This window comes from Leptospira sp. GIMC2001 (genome assembly GCF_028462125.1).
GTDB lineage: Bacteria > Spirochaetota > Leptospiria > Leptospirales > Leptospiraceae.
The window spans coordinates 2,186,109-2,202,790 of record NZ_CP115468.1; the positions used below are offsets into that span (position 1 = coordinate 2,186,109).

General features: G+C 36.0%; 15 protein-coding genes. 10 read left to right on the forward strand and 5 right to left on the reverse strand.

All coding sequences use genetic code 11. The features are described 5' to 3' along the window. The 7 genes from rsmH to murC are packed head-to-tail and all read left to right on the forward strand — an operon-like array spanning window position 1 to window position 7,528. On the forward strand, window positions 1–957 hold the full coding sequence (gene rsmH / locus O4O04_RS11690; protein WP_272531882.1) for a 16S rRNA (cytosine(1402)-N(4))-methyltransferase RsmH: 957 nt from the start codon (window positions 1–3) through the stop codon (window positions 955–957). Then, window positions 954–1,271, forward strand: a complete 318-nt coding sequence (locus O4O04_RS11695; RefSeq protein ID WP_272531883.1) for a hypothetical protein — start codon at window positions 954–956, stop codon at window positions 1,269–1,271. The genes rsmH and O4O04_RS11695 overlap by 4 nt, the downstream gene beginning before the upstream one ends. Further along, window positions 1,271–2,797, forward strand: coding sequence for a UDP-N-acetylmuramoyl-L-alanyl-D-glutamate--2,6-diaminopimelate ligase (locus O4O04_RS11700; protein WP_272531884.1), 1,527 nt, complete (start codon window positions 1,271–1,273; stop codon window positions 2,795–2,797). Before O4O04_RS11695 ends, O4O04_RS11700 begins: the two co-directional genes overlap by 1 nt. A 16-nt stretch (window positions 2,798–2,813) precedes the next feature. After that, window positions 2,814–3,926, forward strand: coding sequence for a phospho-N-acetylmuramoyl-pentapeptide-transferase (mraY, locus tag O4O04_RS11705; protein ID WP_272531885.1), 1,113 nt, complete (start codon window positions 2,814–2,816; stop codon window positions 3,924–3,926). Next, window positions 3,923–5,050 (forward strand): FtsW/RodA/SpoVE family cell cycle protein, encoded by a 1,128-nt coding sequence (locus O4O04_RS11710; RefSeq protein ID WP_272531886.1) that lies wholly within the window; start codon window positions 3,923–3,925, stop codon window positions 5,048–5,050. Before mraY ends, O4O04_RS11710 begins: the two co-directional genes overlap by 4 nt. Further along, window positions 5,047–6,117 (forward strand): UDP-N-acetylglucosamine--N-acetylmuramyl-(pentapeptide) pyrophosphoryl-undecaprenol N-acetylglucosamine transferase, encoded by a 1,071-nt coding sequence (locus tag O4O04_RS11715; protein WP_272531887.1) that lies wholly within the window; start codon window positions 5,047–5,049, stop codon window positions 6,115–6,117. The genes O4O04_RS11710 and O4O04_RS11715 overlap by 4 nt, the downstream gene beginning before the upstream one ends. Continuing rightward, a complete protein-coding gene (gene murC, locus O4O04_RS11720; protein WP_272531889.1) occupies window positions 6,086–7,528 on the forward strand; it encodes a UDP-N-acetylmuramate--L-alanine ligase in 1,443 nt (480 codons plus the stop codon). Before O4O04_RS11715 ends, murC begins: the two co-directional genes overlap by 32 nt. Here murC and O4O04_RS11725 read toward each other — a convergent pair. The 3 genes from O4O04_RS11725 to O4O04_RS11735 are packed head-to-tail and all read right to left on the reverse strand — an operon-like array spanning window position 7,525 to window position 10,598. Continuing rightward, complete coding sequence (locus O4O04_RS11725) at window positions 7,525–8,649, reverse strand: 5-(carboxyamino)imidazole ribonucleotide synthase (RefSeq protein WP_272531890.1); 1,125 nt, start codon at window positions 8,647–8,649, stop codon at window positions 7,525–7,527. The genes murC and O4O04_RS11725 overlap by 4 nt on opposite strands. Then, window positions 8,646–9,137: a 5-(carboxyamino)imidazole ribonucleotide mutase gene (gene purE, locus O4O04_RS11730; RefSeq protein WP_272536085.1), complete on the reverse strand. Its 492-nt coding sequence runs from the start codon at window positions 9,135–9,137 to the stop codon at window positions 8,646–8,648. Before purE ends, O4O04_RS11725 begins: the two co-directional genes overlap by 4 nt. A 15-nt stretch (window positions 9,138–9,152) precedes the next feature. After that, window positions 9,153–10,598: a UDP-N-acetylmuramoyl-tripeptide--D-alanyl-D-alanine ligase gene (locus O4O04_RS11735; RefSeq protein ID WP_272531891.1), complete on the reverse strand. Its 1,446-nt coding sequence runs from the start codon at window positions 10,596–10,598 to the stop codon at window positions 9,153–9,155. A gap of 63 nt (window positions 10,599–10,661) precedes the next feature. On the opposite strand from O4O04_RS11735, the gene O4O04_RS11740 reads away from it, so the two are divergent. From O4O04_RS11740 to O4O04_RS11750, 3 genes are read left to right on the forward strand one after another with little or no spacing between them, the layout of a single operon-like run. Further along, the gene (locus O4O04_RS11740; RefSeq protein WP_272531892.1) at window positions 10,662–11,729 is read left to right on the forward strand and encodes a Gfo/Idh/MocA family protein; all 1,068 of its coding nucleotides are present in this window, start codon (window positions 10,662–10,664) and stop codon (window positions 11,727–11,729) included. Then, entirely contained in the window at window positions 11,729–13,399 is a 1,671-nt protein-coding gene (locus tag O4O04_RS11745) for an ABC1 kinase family protein (protein WP_272531893.1), read from the forward strand. The genes O4O04_RS11740 and O4O04_RS11745 overlap by 1 nt, the downstream gene beginning before the upstream one ends. A 4-nt stretch (window positions 13,400–13,403) precedes the next feature. Beyond that, the gene (locus tag O4O04_RS11750) at window positions 13,404–13,961 is read left to right on the forward strand and encodes a lipoprotein signal peptidase (RefSeq protein ID WP_272531895.1); all 558 of its coding nucleotides are present in this window, start codon (window positions 13,404–13,406) and stop codon (window positions 13,959–13,961) included. Window positions 13,962–13,993: 32 nt separating this feature from the next. Here the strand turns inward: O4O04_RS11750 and O4O04_RS11755 are convergent, their stop codons facing one another. Next, window positions 13,994–14,686, reverse strand: a complete 693-nt coding sequence (locus O4O04_RS11755) for an amidohydrolase (RefSeq protein WP_272531896.1) — start codon at window positions 14,684–14,686, stop codon at window positions 13,994–13,996. A gap of 2 nt (window positions 14,687–14,688) precedes the next feature. After that, window positions 14,689–16,587: a hypothetical protein gene (locus tag O4O04_RS11760; protein WP_272531897.1), complete on the reverse strand. Its 1,899-nt coding sequence runs from the start codon at window positions 16,585–16,587 to the stop codon at window positions 14,689–14,691. Window positions 16,588–16,682: the final 95 nt, after the last annotated feature.

Sequence of the window (16,682 nt, forward strand, 5' to 3'; positions counted from 1 at the left end):
TTGGAAGAATTCTCAGTTACACATTACCCAGTTCTTGCTAAAGAAATAATTGATACGTATTTGGATAATTTTGCCCAAGATCGACCTCTTAGATTTATTGATGGAACAGGGGGAGAAGGAGGACATGTTCTCGAAGTTCTCAACGCTTTTCCTACATCAGAAATTCTCGTATTAGATAGAGATCCAATCATGCTATCAAGAATTGAATCGAGAATCCCTGATAAAAAAAATATTACAACAAAATTGCTAAATTATTCTGAACTTACCTCGGAGGACTTGAAAGAGAGAGGCTGGGAGAACGGGCTTGCCGATGGAATATTATTAGATCTTGGGATTTCCACTTTTCATATCATTGAATCAGGAAGAGGGTTTAGTTTTCGCGGCACAGAACCCTTAGATATGCGATTGGATCAGAGCCTATCTGGACGAGAAAACAGTGCAGCTGATTTGGTGAACAATTATCCAGCAAAAGAATTGGAAAGAATTTTCTATGAATTTGGCGAAGAGCGATGGACCAAAAAAATTGTAGAAAGAATCATCGAAAAAAGAAAAAACAATCCAATAGAAAGCAATTATGATTTAGCAAAAATTGTAGAATCTGCAATTCCTCGAAAATTCTGGCCGCCTAAATCTCATCCAGCTTTTAGAGTTTTTCAAGCTTTAAGAATAGAAGTAAATCAAGAACTAGAACACCTCAAGAAAGCTGTATCGCAACTTCCTTTTCTACTGAATCCAAAAGGAATCATTCAAATAATTAGTTTTCATTCTCTGGAAGATAGAATTGTTAAGCACGAATTTCGTAATATCATTCAAACCAAGGATGACTTTCGGTTTATTTATAAAAAGCCAGTTTTACCAAGCGAGCTTGAAATCGAAAAGAATCCACCTTCTAGATCAGCAAAATTACGGGCAATTCAGAGATCTTCCGATACTAAAAAATATAAGGCCGGAAAATGATCGAGTGGACATGGATTGATTTAAAAAATAATCTAAAATTAATGATATTCCCGAGCTTATTCGGATTTCTTTTCTTTCTGAATGTTTGGCAATCCACCGAGTATAATAGAATAAAAAGAGAAATTCAAAAGGTTATCTCAGCCAAGGAAAGCCTAACGAAAAAAAATGAAGAATTGAAAATTTCGATTCTTACCGAGTCCTCATCAGAAAAGGTGGATAGAATTTTTGAAAGGAATTATAGAGAAGTTCAACCTGGAGAGAAATGGAAAATCCAGACGCTCATACTTCCGTCGAACAAAGAGCTTAAGAAATAATGCAAATATCTAGTCTTCTCAATAATTTTCCCACATTACGCTTAGCTAAAGGAAGCAAAGATTCAGATATTGGGTATATTTGGACTGACTCCAGATTAATCGAAAAGAAAGATATTTTTCTAATCGATGACAATAACTGTAAAATCGAACATTTCCAGAATGCAATAGACAATGGATCAACTACTTGTATTGCCTACAAAGGTTCAAAATTTTTAGATGAAGCAATAAATTATTTCCCAACAGTAATTGAATCTGAAGAATTAATTTTATCTATTCATGGTGATATTGCTTCATTTCTTCTTGGACATCCATCAAAAAACCTAAAGATCTTCGCAGTAACTGGAACAAATGGTAAAACTTCAGTAACTCATATACTCTATCATTTCTCTATGACACTTGGTATTAAGTCTGGTGTGATCGGAACTGTAAATGCAAGATTTGGAACCGAGACGATAGATACGGGATATACGACACCAGAACCCTCACTTCTACAAAAAATTCTAAGAGCAATGGTCGATGACGAAATTGAATTTGTCTTCATGGAAGCAAGCTCTCATGGATTAAAACTTGGAAGGATGAACGGCGTCGAGATTGATGTAGCAATTTTTACTAACCTAACAAAGGATCATCTAGACTTTCACAAAACTATGGATGATTATTTATTGAGTAAATTTCAATTATTTGTGTTGTTGGAAAAAAGTTCCAAAAAAGATAAATATGGAATCGTGTATAAAGACGCATCTGGTGGATCGGAAATAGCCAAACTTCTGGCTGATAGGTCAATGAAAACTCCGATTTCTTATATAGGAAAAGGCGAAGAATTTCAATTCATGAATACTACATTGGGAATTAAGGGTTCCGACTTCCTTTTTTGTCATTCTATTCCAGAATCTACATTTCAAAGAACTCTTCGTATCAAGACCAATCTTTTGGGTGGATTCAATGTTATCAATTTATCTATCGCAATTGCCACTTGGATGAGCACTGATATTGCTCCAGAAAAACTTTCTTTTCTTTGCGAATATGTTCCTAGAATTCCCGGAAGATTTGACATCTATCATTCTTCAACTGGTGACAAACTTGCCGTTGTCGATTATGCACATACACCCGATGCTATCCTAAACATCTTGCAGAGTTGTCGCGAAATGAAACCAACTTATCTCATTTGTCTATTCGGTTGTGGTGGAGATCGGGATCGTACAAAGCGTACGGAAATGGCGAAAATCGCTGAAGATAATTCAGATTTAGTAATTATAACTTCCGATAATCCACGTACCGAGTCACCTAGTCTTATTTTGGATGAGATTCAATCTGGATTCTCAAAAGATTTCACATCATTTCAAAGAATTGAAGATCGCAGAGATGCCATTCGTTACGGTATTGAACAACTTCCAGCTGGCGGAATTCTAGCAGTATGTGGCAAAGGTCACGAAAATTATCAAATCATTGGAAAAGAAAAATTGTATTTTCATGACGGAGAGGAAGTTGAATTTGCTTTCAAGAATTTCGATCCTGACCGAATGTAAAAATTAAGGAAGAATTATGTTTTATTGGATTTACGAAGCTTATGGCGATGAATACGGACTTTTAAGAATTTTCAGCTATGTAACTTTTCGAGCTCTTGCTGCTGGATTGATTTCTATGTTTTTTAGTTTTTTTCTAGGTAAGAGGATCATTAATTTTCTCTATCAATTAAAATTCAAAGAAACCGTTAGAAACGATGGTCCAAAATCTCATGAATCCAAAACCGGAACTCCAACGATGGGTGGACTAATGATTATTATATCCCTTAGCATATCGGTGATTCTATGGGGTAATCTAAATAATTTGAATCTGGTATTGCTTTTCATTATGAGTTTAGGATTCTGTGCTCTTGGATTTGGTGATGATTACATGAAAGCGATCATGAAAGTGAAGGGAGGTATGAGAGCGAGAACTAAATTTCTTATCTCAATTATTCTTTCCCTTATTTTCGTTTATACATATTATAATATTACAGGTAAAGCAAATCCGAATATTCAAAAAGGTATAGTTTTTGAAATAACTGATTTATTTTTGCCTTTTATCAAAGGGAGCGTTCTTAGCCTGGGATGGATTGCAATACCTTTTGCAATTTTGGTTGTGATTGGAACATCTCATGCTGTCAACCTAACTGATGGTTTAGATGGATTGGCAACTGGGACGATGCTTTTCCCAACCATTACGTTTGGAATTATTGCCTATGTATCAGGAACTCCCGTTACTGCGAACTATCTTAATATTCCTTATCTTCCTGGGGCACATGAATACTCAGTATTTTTGTCTGCGCTAGCTGGATCTCTCATTGGTTTTCTATGGTTTAACTCTCATCCGGCGCAAGTCTTTATGGGGGACACTGGCTCCTTGTTCTTAGGTGCTACACTCGGAATGGTTGCCATTATGTTAAAAAAAGAAATTCTTCTAATCATCTTAGGTGGGGTTTTCGTAATTGAAGCGCTTAGTGTGATCCTGCAAGTAGGGTCATTCAAGCTGAGAGGAAAAAGAATTTTTCGAATGAGTCCGATCCATCACCATTTTGAATTGATGGGAATCCCGGAAGAAAAAATCGTGATTCGTTTCTGGATTGTTGGAATATTACTTGCTCTCATTTCCTTGTCATCACTAAAAATCCAATGAAGTGGCTTGCGATAGCTAAATCCAAAGAAGATGAAATAATAAAAATTATTATTTTCACTCTTGCTTTGGTCGGAATTGGCGTGATGTATTCTGCATCTCACTATTCCGCAGAACGAGACTTTGATGATCCTGCTTTTTTCTTAAAGAGACAATTCTTATGGCTTATCGCAGGTTTTATTGTTTTTTTTATCATTTCAAAAGTAGATTTTCTAGTATGGGAATCTATGAGTCTTTATTTTTGCTTGGTTTCTATTTTTCTTCTTATCCTTGTATTTATACCGGGTATTGGAAAATCAGTTGGGACTTTTTATGGAAGAAATTTCAATCGATGGATAGGTATCGGACCTTTTCAGATCCAACCCTCTGAGTTTTCTAAGATCACAGTTATCATTTATCTAGCCGCAATATTTAAAGATATTTCTTTACAATCAAATTTCAATTGGAAGAAGATGATTACACCTGTCATCTTGGTCGGATCCATTTTACTTTTGATAATACTTGAACCTTCATTCGGAACAACCATGGAAATACTTTTTGTTATATTTGGTTTAGTATTTATTTCCGGTTTTTCCATGAGAAGATTGTTCTTACTTGGATTTTCTTTGATACCATTGGTTTATGTTTTGATCGACCGAGTTGGATATAGAAGGAAAAGAATAGACATCTGGCTAGATCCTTATAGCTACCGATACGAAGAGGGTCATCAACTTGTATCATCATACCAAGCCTTCCAATCAGGTGGTTGGATTGGAAATGATATTTCATCTGGATATTCCCATAGATATCTTCCATATGCATATACGGATTTTATAGTATCGCCATTTTTTGAAGACTATGGCATGATTGGTTTTTTAATTTTCTGGGGACTCATTGTGTTTTTCATAGTCAGGACGTTTATGCTATTGGAAAGGGTGAATGATCGTTTCGGATTTTATTTGGGTTCTGGAATAATTTCTGTACTTGCGATCCAATTTCTAATGAATCTTTTTGTGGTGACTGGTCTTCTCCCAGTTACTGGAGTATCCTTACCTTTCTTTAGCTATGGAGGATCATCTTTGATTACTGTATTTATACTCTGTGGAATACTTGTAAATATTACAAGACGTGAGAATCTGGAATCATGAGAAACATTATCATAGCAGCAGGCGGAACCGGCGGACATATCTCACCAGGGATTGCTCTGATTGAAGAAATTCAAAAATCTGCGAAACACTATGCAATTGAAAATTTTTATTTACATAGTCCTTTTCGAAATCGAGACAATCCTGATCTAAAACAAGCCAATTGTCCAATTGTATGGCATAATTTATTGCAGTTCAAAATGTATCTTGCTCCGATTTTTCCTTTTTTGTTTATTTATCAATTTATTTTAACCATTTTCAGATTTCAAAAAAGAAATATAACAACGATTATAGGTATGGGTGGATATACAAGTGTCTTAGCGATAGTTTATGGAATCCTTTTCCGAAAGGAAGTTTTTCTTTGTGAACAAAATTGTGTTCCCGGAAGAATCACCAGGTTTTTCTGGAAAAAAGTAACAAAAATTGCAATTAGTTTCCCACTAAAAGATACGATTCCAGATGGAGTTAGATTCAGCATATTAGGTAATCCTATTAGATCGGCAGTTCTTCCAAAAACTCCCGGACTCAAAAACCAGATTTTCTCAGATAAAAATCAAATGAACATTCTCGTGTTAGGTGGTTCACAAGGAGCAAGGCAAATCAATCAAATGGTTCAGGCTGCAATGAATGATGGCTTCATACAAAAACACTTTAGATTTCGAGTTTTAACAGGAACAAATTTGTATGAAGAATTTAAAAAATCATCCGCTGGAGTTGAAGCAATATCTTACTCAACAGACATGCGATCCCATTATGAATGGGCAGATTTGGTCATTGCAAGGTCAGGTGCTGGAGTTGTCGCCGAATGTACGGCTCACGCACTTCCTATGATTCTAATTCCTTATCCTTTCGCTAAAGACAATCATCAATTAGCCAACGCTGAATATTTTCAATCAGAAGGTGCATGTATCTTGATTGATACGACCAGTTCAGAAGGTTCCTATCTAATTGATACATTAAATAATTTATGGAATAATCAAAAGCAAATATTAGAAATGTCGAAAGCCTCATTGGAACTGGCAAGATTGAATTCAGCTCATGATACTTTACAATACTTCTTCCATGAATAGTTACAAATCCTGTTTTGTTTTAGGAATTGGTGGATCGGGAATGTCAAGCCTCGCTCATATTCTCATCGATAGAGGAATTCAAACTATCGGATATGATAAAGGAAGCAATAAACAAACAAGTCAACTAGTTGATAGAGGTATACTTTTCTTTCAGACAGCGGATGCATTTATCGAATCGGGAGTTGTTCCTGAAATGGCAGTTCATTCATCTGCAATCAAGGATCATCCATTATTGGATTGGTTGCGGGATAAAGGAATTCCCATTTTTCATCGATCCGAAGTTATGCATTCCTTCTTTGCAGAGAAAATGACAATCTCCATTGCAGGCTCTCATGGAAAAACTACCACGACAGCTATGGTAAGTCAAATTTTTTTAGATCTAAATTTGGATCCTTCCATAATGATTGGAGGAGAGACAGATATCCTAAATGGGCGAGGCGGAAGATGGGGGCAAGGTCCATACGGTGTTTATGAATCAGATGAATCCGATGGCACTTTCCTAAATCACCTTGCTGATTATAGAATTCTAACGAATATAGATGATGACCATCTCGATCATTATATCAATCGCGATAATCTTACCGATTCATTTGCCAGTTATCTGAACACCAAAGATGGGAAAAAATCTATAGCTTATATTGGTGATTCTGGAATTTGCGAAGCATTAAAAAAAGATATTGATGTAACAAATATCATTCTTGTTGGAGAAAGAAGCGATTTCGAAATTCTAAAAAGTACGATACCACATTCATTGGATCAATTCCATCGTTTTAATTATATCGAAAAAGGATTTGATTCTTGGAAATTGATATCAGATGAAATTTCAATTTCTTACTCTGTACCTTTCTACGGAGATCATTATAGAATCAATGCATCACTTGCAATAGCTTTGGGACTTGAACTGGGACTCGATCCTCAATCGATTCAAAACTCAATATCTAAATACAAGGGAGTGAAACGAAGAATGGAAGTCCTGGGCAGTTGCAATGGAGCAAGTATCATAGATGACTATGGACACCATCCAACGGAAGTAAAAGCTGTTCTCACGGGCTTCATGGAAGCCAAAGAAAAAGGGAATATCGATAGAGTTATTGTGATTTTTCAGCCGCATCGATTCACAAGAACTCAGAATTTATTTAAAGATTTTGCAAATGAATTAAAGATAGCAGACAAAATTTTCATTCTTCCAATATATTCAGCCGGAGAAGAACCGATTAGCGGCGTCAGTTCTAACTTGATATTTGACGAACTGATACAATCCAAACCGGATACTTGCTTGCTACAAGGTGATATCGATAAAGATTGTAAACAAATTCTTCCATTTTTACAGAACAACAACGTACTAATTACGTTAGGTGCTGGATCTGTAAGAAGCTGGGGTGAGCGACTAATAGAAAATTATTCAACTTAGATAGTCCAAAATCTAGAATCAACTTCAGAGATTGGTCCAACAAAGTTTATATGACCCATTTTACGTCCAGGCTTGGCTTCATCTTTTTGATATAAATGTAGGTGGTAGCGTGAATCTAGGGACATCAAATCCATACATATATTGATTGAAGTATCATATTGATCTCCAAGAATATTTTTCATTATGCAAGGTTTCACCTGATTTGAATCAGGAAGTGTCTGTCCCGTTAAAACTCTCAGTTGCAATTCAAATTGTGAAATATTCGAAGCATCCATACTAAAATGCCCAGAATTGTGAGGTCTTGGTGCAAACTCATTAGCAACCAATTCCTCTCCTAGAACAAAAAATTCAATTCCGAAAACTCCATAATAATTGATGCTTCTTCCTAACAAGGATGCATATTGAATTGCTTTATCGTGAATGGAATCCGAAATCTCTGCTGGAAACTTTGTTGTATCCAATATATGATTTTTATGAAGATTCTCTCCCGGTGGAAAAATAAATTCTTTACCCGAAGAATCCCGTGCATAGATAACCGAAATTTCTTTCTCAAATGGAAAAACTTTCTCTAATATATAAGATAGATTATCATTCGGTGGATTGGTCTTCAAAAACTCAGTAAGTTCGGATGGCGCAGAAAATTTCCATTGGCCTTTCCCATCGTAACCAAATCTTGTTGTCTTCAAAATAGCAGGAAAGCTAAACTCATTCCAATTCTCATTGCCTGTTCGAATTACAAGAAAAGGAACAGTAGGAATTCCAATTGATTGAAAATGCTCCTTTTCTAATATTCGATCTTGCGCAAGTAGAATACAAGATGGAGAGGGCATAAAGAAATTTGATCCGCGATTTCGTTCAATTTCCAACAAGAATTTCAAACAATTTTCGGTGATATTCTCAAATTCAAAACTAACTGCGTCGACATTTTCAATAAATTTGCCTAACTTCTCAAAATCTTCATAGTCTCCATTGATTGGAGATGCACCCACTTTGGAAGATGGTGAATCTTTTTCTTGGGAATAGACCAAGACATTATAACCCATTTTTGAAGCAGACTGCGTGAACATTCGACCTAATTGTCCAGAACCAAGTATTCCTAAATTTCTTTTCGGATAGATCATTCGATCATATCTCCCTCTTTGCTCAGAGCATCTAATGCTTGCTTGTTGGTAAATTTTTGCAATTGCGAAATGAGATTCTCATCAGTTAAAGATAGAATTCGAATAGCAAGAAGACCTGCATTGCCAGCACCTGCCGCACCGATTGCGAGAGTTCCGACAGGAACACCTTTTGGCATTTGAACAATTGAATACAAACTATCAATCCCATTGAGAGCTTTAGATAAAACTGGAACACCTAAGACTGGAAGGTCTGTAAGCGATGCGATCATTCCTGGTAAATGTGCAGCTCCACCAGCTCCCGCTATAATCACTTTGATTCCTCTTGATCTTGCTGATTTTGCAAATTCAAACATAAGTTCTGGAGTTCGGTGAGCAGAAACTATTTTCTTTTCGTAAGGAATTCCAAATTCTTTGAGGTAGTTGCAGGCTTCCTTCATCGTATCCCAATCGGAATATGAACCCATTACAACTGATACTATTGGTGAAATCTTAGACATAATCAATTATTCATTTTTTGATTCAGTGGCAGCAAGGATTTTTTCAACGATCCTTTCCATTCGCATCGACCTAGATCCTTTCAAAAGAATGTAAGATCCTTGACCAACAAAATCTTGAATGTTTTGAATTATCTCTTGGATATCATCATCAGAATCTTGATAATGTTTGGATATAATTCGATCTGGGGTAGATGTTCCAAGTTGTTTAGTTATGTGATTAAAACCATCACCAATCCATCGAGAATCTCTTCCGAAAGTAAATAGACCAGAAATTCCTAACTTACCAATAAATTTACCTAAATCTATATGGTAGCTTTTTGAATAATTTCCTAATTCTTTCATATCTCCGAGTACACAGTAGATGTTCTTTCCATCTGCAATTTGTTTTGCAGCTTCAATTGAAGACATCATGGATTCTGGATTCGCATTGTAACTATCATCAATGAGTTGGTAGAAGGAACCGATCAATTTGAACCTGCCACCGACAGGTTGGTATTTTTGAATATTCTCAATCAAAATCGCTGGATCAATTCCAAGATCAATTGCGACCGTAAAGACTCCAATGAGATTCGATAGAATTTTATCGCCTGGTTGATTCCAATCAAAATCAATATCTTTATAGGACAATTTGTACCCATTTTTGTGTTTCGATTTTATTGTAATCCCGATCGATTTCAAACTCCAAGGTTTTGTTAGTGAATATTGCTTTCTCGCTGATTTCTGAATAATCTTTGGAAATAAAATATCTTCAGGATAGTATAGCCTAGAATCGGGTTTAGAGTTACGAATGATGTCCGATTTCTCCAATGCAATATTTTTAGGTGATTTTAGATTCTCAATATGAGCCGATCCTACGTTTGTAATCATCGCCCAGTGCAATCCTGCAATTGATGTGAGTCTCGCAATCTCGCCTCGATGGTTCATTCCCATTTCTAATACAACAATTTCTGTTCTATCCGTAATCCTAAATAGAGTGAAGGGAAGACCGATCTCATTATTGTAATTTTTTTCTGTTATAACAACTCTATCATCTCCGAAATGAGAGATCGCATATCCAAGAAGCTCTTTCGTTGTGGTTTTCCCACTAGAGCCAGTGATTCCAATTATAAAAGGAGCAAATCGATTTCTATGAAAACGCGCGAGATCGGCTAAGGCTTTCCAAGTATCTTCAACAAGAATCATTTTGTCATGATATTTTTTATCAATTTTTTGGATGATTGGATGATCTTTATTGCATAAAAAGCCGGCAGCATTCTTATTTAAAGCATCAAGGATAAAATCATGTCCATCACGTTCTGCAATCAAGGGGACAAAAAGTCCACCAGGCAAAATTTCAAGTGATGAATTGGTAATAGAAGTAAACTCGATGTCCGATAAAGAAACCGGACTATCACCGCAAGAATTCAAAATCCTTCGAATTTTAGATATTGTGTAAGGAAATTTCTCGACCAATGACAACCCCTCGGCTCCATAGAAATTCCTTTGCTTGAAAATACGAATCTATAAATTGGGGAAATGAAAAAAATTCGAGTGATACTAGTTGGTCTCGGTCGCATTGCAAGTATTCTCGAAAAAGATCCGTACAGAAATAAACCTTGTACGCATGCGGGAACAATCTTTAGTAATTCTTCGCAAAAAAAATTTATTTTGCAGGCAATCGTTGATTCAAACCCGGAAAGGATCACTCAGTTTCGCAAAGATTGGAACCATTTAATTGAATCGAACAAAAATCCAATTTCTGTTTATAATCATTTAGATGAAGTTACAAAACATTCTGATACAAGTTTTGATCTATGTGTGATTGCAACCAATTCAGATTCCCATTTCTCTAATGCAAAAAAAGCAATCGAATTAAAGATTCCAAATCTACTCATTGAAAAACCAGTTGCACTAAACTTATCGGATTCAAAAAAATTGTTTAAACTCGCATCTAAAAATCAAACGAAAATCTGGGTCAATCATGAGAGGCGTTACCATCCAGTATACAGTTGGGTGAGAGAACAGATCCATTCTGGAAAATGGGGAAAAATTAAAACCATACATGCATCAATTCTTACCTCCAGGTTATCACCTGGAATCGCCTACAAAGGAGTAGGTGGAGGGCCACTGATGCATGATGGAACCCATATAATCGACTATCTTCATTGGCTCGTTGGAAACCCAATCAACATTCAGGCAAAGGCAACAAAATCCAACAGAAAATACAAACTAGATGAGCAAATTGTTGCAACCCTTGAGTATCGGGATGGAGTTTTTGCATTTTTGGAAGTAGGGGGCTATCGAAATTATTTCCAATTTGCAATTGATATATATACAGAAAATGCTCGCTTCATACTCAGTAATGATGGCTTCCAATTCTTTCAATCACAACCGTCTAAGTTATACAAAGGTTTTAAAAGTTTAGTTGAGAAAAAAATTCCTGCAAACATAATGAATAATCCCAATCCTTTTCCAAGAATATATGCAAGTATAGCCTATGCAATCCAGAACAATCAAGAACCCGAAACTGGTGGAATCCAAGACAATTTAGAAATTATGAATATTCTTAATAAAATCTCGTTGGCTACAAAAAGGAAGACTTAGTGCAACTATCACAATCCAATAAGAGAAGTGGCGGAAGTAGAATTCTTTCTGCTTATAGTTTTATTATTCGCAAAGCCATCTCATTTTTCATACTTCATCGTATCCAAAGGAAATTTATTGAAGAGTCTGAATTTCAAAAATTAAACAAATTAGCATGGTCCAATACTGGATTAGAAACTAAGAAATTATTTCTCAACTTGGGTGGAATTTATATTAAGCTCGGTCAATTTTTTTCAAATTCCGCTCATATTTTACCGGAAGAGTTTATACTTCCTCTGCAAGATTTACAAGACAGAGTTCCTAGCCATGAATACAAAGAAATCGAAAAAAGATTTCAAATGGAATTTGGAAAATCGCCTATTGATCTATTTGAAAATTTTTCTGAGATTCCGATTGCAAGTGCATCCACTGCCCAAGTTCACAAAGCAAGATATAAAAATCGTGATGTTGCAGTCAAAGTTCTGTATCCGGACATAGAAAAACTGGTTAACTCAGATCTAAAAACCATATTCAAAATCATGAAATGGTTCAATATTTTTTTGATAGCTTTCCCATACAAAGAAATGCACGCTCAACTAACTGAACTTATAATACAGGAAATGGATTTATCTTGCGAGAGAAAGAATATCATTCGGATGCGTGAACTATTTTCTTCTGAAGAAGATATTATTATTCCTGAGCCGATTATGGATTTCCAATCATCCAAAATTTTAGTAACAGAATTTATTGATGGGTGCAAATTGTCCGAACACGCACCCAATCCGAATCAAAACGCACAGAAATCCAAACCAATTGAAATATTAATAAAATCTTATATTCTTATGGTTTTTCAATTTAGGTTTTTCCATGCAGATCCACATCCGGGAAATCTACTCGTTACTCCGGATGGTAAGTTATGTTTGATCGATTTCGGAGCCGTTGGAAATATTTCCGAAACACAAAAAACAGCGCTCGAAAAAATCTTGGTTTCAGCTATGAACCGCAACTACTATGGAGTACTGGACGGAATCGAAATGATGGGAATTTTGAAATCATCCACTGATCGATCCAAAATTTTGGAGATCATAAAATACTCCCTAGAAAAAATGAAATCCTTTCTTGCTGATACCGATTTCTATAGAAATATTAGCCTTGATAAATTCAACATTCAAGCAGATATTCAGTTTCTACGCGGAATTCAGACAAGTTTGTCGGATCTTATTCGAGAGCTCAATTTACCTTCCAATTATATTTCACTGCAGCGGGTTCTATCTCTTCTCGTCGGAAATATAGCAATCCTTGATCCTTATAGATCAATATTCGAATACACGGAAAAACCATTTATGATTTTTGTTGCCAAAACAAATCCTTGGAAACAGAAATTGGGAGCAGACTACCAGGAAATTTTAAGTTCTATGTTTGCAATTCCCAAAGAAATTTATACTTACTTATATAAAAAAAATCGCGATTCGAAACCAAATTCAGCTGAAATGCTTGAAAAACTAAGCATTCGCAGCTATATATTAGGTCACCAGTACATATACTCAGCTCTATTTATGTTTTCATCCTATATAGGTTTTCATTTACTGGACAGAAATAATGAAAATTTTGCTAGATTAGCATTTCTCACAGCTGGTCTATTCGCTTCAATTTTGATAGTGTCATTTTTCAAAAATAGAATTAAGAGGTAATTTTTTGACTAAATTTTTCGACAAAGATTTCTTGGATGTTTACAAACCACAATATATAGCAGCAATACTTGCTGGAACGATTGTAGATTTGGTAACAAAATATTGGGTCATCATGGCATATTCTCCCTATGAGTCTCAGGAAGTAATTGGAAGTTTGTTTCGCATGTCACTTACTTTCAATACCGGATTTGTGTTTGGACTTTTCCAAGACAATGCGCTTCCATCACTCTTAGCAACGGGGGTTGCAATTGTTTTTCTGATCGGTTATCGTTGGAAAAATAGTGAACTGGGAAATCCTTGGGGTTGGAACCTAGTCATGGCAGGTGCATTTGGAAATTTTATAGATAAATTCTTCGTAAAGATGCCTCCTGGTGGTGGAATCAAGTTTGGATTCTCACCCGGTCCAGGCGAATTCATAGGAGTCGTTGACTTTCTTGACTTTGATTGGCCCAACTTTTTACTTTTTAGTAGATGGCCCGCCTTCAATGTCGCAGACTCATGCGTGAGCGTAGGTTTGGTGATATTGATTATTACCATGAAAGTTGAAGAAGAAAAAAAATAAAATTTAGAATATCTTATTTATGCTCAAGCGTTTTATAGAAATGGATTCGCTTGAGCAAAATGGATGGTCTTCAAAATGTCGTTAAACTCTTCCATTTTGCCGACTTTCCAATGAATACCAGTTGGAGTTGCAACTAAGCTTCGTCCCAAAATTTTCCCCATTTGATTGTAGCCACATACTCTAAAAATATTGAAAGAATATTTCTTAGCAATATCTGAGAAATATTCTAATTCCTCTTCATAAGTTCTATTCGTAATATTACTTTCCAAAACAAAAATTGTCTGAATTCCTTTGGATTTGATATCATTTAAAAATTCAGAATCATCAATTTCATTGCCTGTTATGATCGCAAACCGAACGCCTGCCATAATAAATATCGTTTCACTATCTCCAGCCACTGCAGAAGAAATTGACGGTTTGACCAAATCATAATGATCGATAAGATTCACACCTTGAACTATAGGAACAGACTCAACTCTTTTGCCACGGCTGTCCTTACGAAGTAGGGTTCCTCCAAGAATCACACCTTTGTAGGTCTCTGACAATTCCAATATCTGATCTAAATAATTATCATAGTTAGCAAGCCAATTGTCTTCATTTAGTCCTAATGGAAGAATTAGGCGAGGGGGAAGGATGAGAAAATCTGACTTTTCTTTGGAAATTTTTAATTTTTCCTGAGAAGTAAATTTCTCACCAATTTTCTTTTGGTAAAAACTTATTTTCATTTCTAATAATCAACACTGAATTCATCAGAATCCATTGTCTCTGGTATGCCATCTGGGGATTTCTTATCGGTTTCTTCCGGAGAGGATGGAGGAGGAGCATCTAATGTCTGCTCAACTGATTGGGCTTTTTCCGAATTAGCATCATTTTCATCCTTAACTTCTACACCAAAAGATTCTTTCATTTCTTCTGGGCTCAGTTCGACAACGCCACCGTATAAATCTCCATTTTCTAATCTCTCTGCCAATGCAAGGGTAAAACAGTAAGCTTCCATAATGCATTGTTTAACTGGCTTTTTGTTAAGACGTTTCTTTGCTTCCACAGAATCGAAAGTCATGATATCATCCATATTCCCGACAATTTCTCTCTTGGATTTCATATCATTGATCAATACTAAAAGTAAATCTCGAGTTTTTTCCATAAATTCTTTGGTAACAACTCGAACATTTCTGGAATGCTGACTTCTCTTAGTCTCGAGTGCTGTCGTCTTTTTTGATGCTTCGATATAGTTCGCACCTGGATTGGCTTTATGTGCTGTGAATTCTTTGAATGTTTCTTGATATATTCTAAATTGATCAAGTGTTCCGCGAGCAGTCTCGTATAAGTCAAGAAGTTTTTGCCTATAGTCAACTCGATTGCCGGCAACATGAACTTGCTTTAAGTCAATCTTCTTAGTTGTCATAACAAATGAATAATTGTCATCAAATTCTTTAAAATATAAATAAGCTAAGAATGCTTTATCGCTATCAGGAATTGGGGAATTCTCCGACCGAGGATCAAATTTTTTGCGAAGCTGTTCTATCGTATACATCTTCATTAGGCGAAGACCGTAAGCCATTTCTTTGGGAATTACTACTTCTTCCTTTTCCTTGGCTTCTTTCTCTTCACTCGGTTTATCTTCTGTAGATTCTGAATCCGATTCTTCTGATTCTGTCGCTGGAATTCCTTCACCAGCATGACGCTGACCTGGCTTATCGTGAGGCGTAATACCAAGCAGATTCTCCATATATTTGGATACCATAGGGATATTTTTATTCTCACCTCGAATCACAATAAGATACATCTTTTCGAAAATTGTTCCAAAAAGATTATCTAATTCACTGAGAATTTTCTTTCTTCGAGAATTGTAAATGAGAGCTGGCTTGCCTTCTAGCTTTTGCAAATGTTCATAAGCAAGGCTTACCCCTTTTCTATAAGATTCTTGATAAGGGTAGAGAACATACAATTTCTTGAATATTCTAATGAGTGGATCTTTGATTCGATCGATCGGAACTCCACGATCTGGGCTGAGTTGATACATTTCTGTAAGCTCATTTACATCAACTGAATTGTACAATTTGTGACCCATTCCCAAAACTTCTACGATAAGTGGATTCACTTTGTCGAGAGCTTGAGTGATCTTGGGAGAATAACTGCCGTTTCCAAGAAGTTCATTACCCACCATTTGGAATTCCATTAGAGCAGACTTCATGTCTCTTGCAAAAATACCCATGCAAGCTGGAGTTACTTCCGCAATGCCGAATGGTGTGACTCGAGCAAACCAACATTTCAATTTGATTGCAAAACGAGCTGTGAAGCTAGAAATTTCTTTTTCGTATGCAGCGGATGCATCTACACTATTTTTAGATGAAGATTGAGAAGATTTAGAATCACCAGAGCTCGAACCTGATCCAGAGCGACCACCGCTGGACTTGCCACCAGATCTATCGAACTCCGTTCGTGAAACATTCCCTTGTCGAACTTTAGGTTGAGGGCGGTCTTTTTTTTCGGCTTCTAGTTTTGCCTTTTTTTCTTTGACAACTTCACCACCTGCAGATTTGAACTTCTCAAACATGTCCTTACGGGATGAATCATCTAGATTTCCTAAGCCAATTGCTTTTTTAGTTTGATCGAATTCACTCATGGGGCATAGCCTCATGTAAAATATTTAAAATTGAAGCTAGAATTAAACCTTTTTTTGTTTCCGTTGTAAAAAATTCCCTGAGTCTGGTAGGCATA

Coding starts and splice junctions, on each gene's coding strand:
- O4O04_RS11695 (WP_272531883.1), top strand. CDS start 954: ATGATCGAGTGGACATGGATTGATTTAAAAAATAATCTAAAATTAATG.
- O4O04_RS11700 (WP_272531884.1), top strand. CDS start 1,271: ATGCAAATATCTAGTCTTCTCAATAATTTTCCCACATTACGCTTAGCT.
- mraY (WP_272531885.1), top strand. CDS start 2,814: ATGTTTTATTGGATTTACGAAGCTTATGGCGATGAATACGGACTTTTA.
- O4O04_RS11710 (WP_272531886.1), top strand. CDS start 3,923: ATGAAGTGGCTTGCGATAGCTAAATCCAAAGAAGATGAAATAATAAAA.
- O4O04_RS11715 (WP_272531887.1), top strand. CDS start 5,047: ATGAGAAACATTATCATAGCAGCAGGCGGAACCGGCGGACATATCTCA.
- murC (WP_272531889.1), top strand. CDS start 6,086: ATGATACTTTACAATACTTCTTCCATGAATAGTTACAAATCCTGTTTT.
- O4O04_RS11725 (WP_272531890.1), bottom strand. CDS start 8,649: ATGATCTATCCGAAAAGAAATTTAGGAATACTTGGTTCTGGACAATTA.
- O4O04_RS11740 (WP_272531892.1), top strand. CDS start 10,662: ATGAAAAAAATTCGAGTGATACTAGTTGGTCTCGGTCGCATTGCAAGT.
- O4O04_RS11755 (WP_272531896.1), bottom strand. CDS start 14,686: ATGAAAATAAGTTTTTACCAAAAGAAAATTGGTGAGAAATTTACTTCT.
- O4O04_RS11760 (WP_272531897.1), bottom strand. CDS start 16,587: ATGAGTGAATTCGATCAAACTAAAAAAGCAATTGGCTTAGGAAATCTA.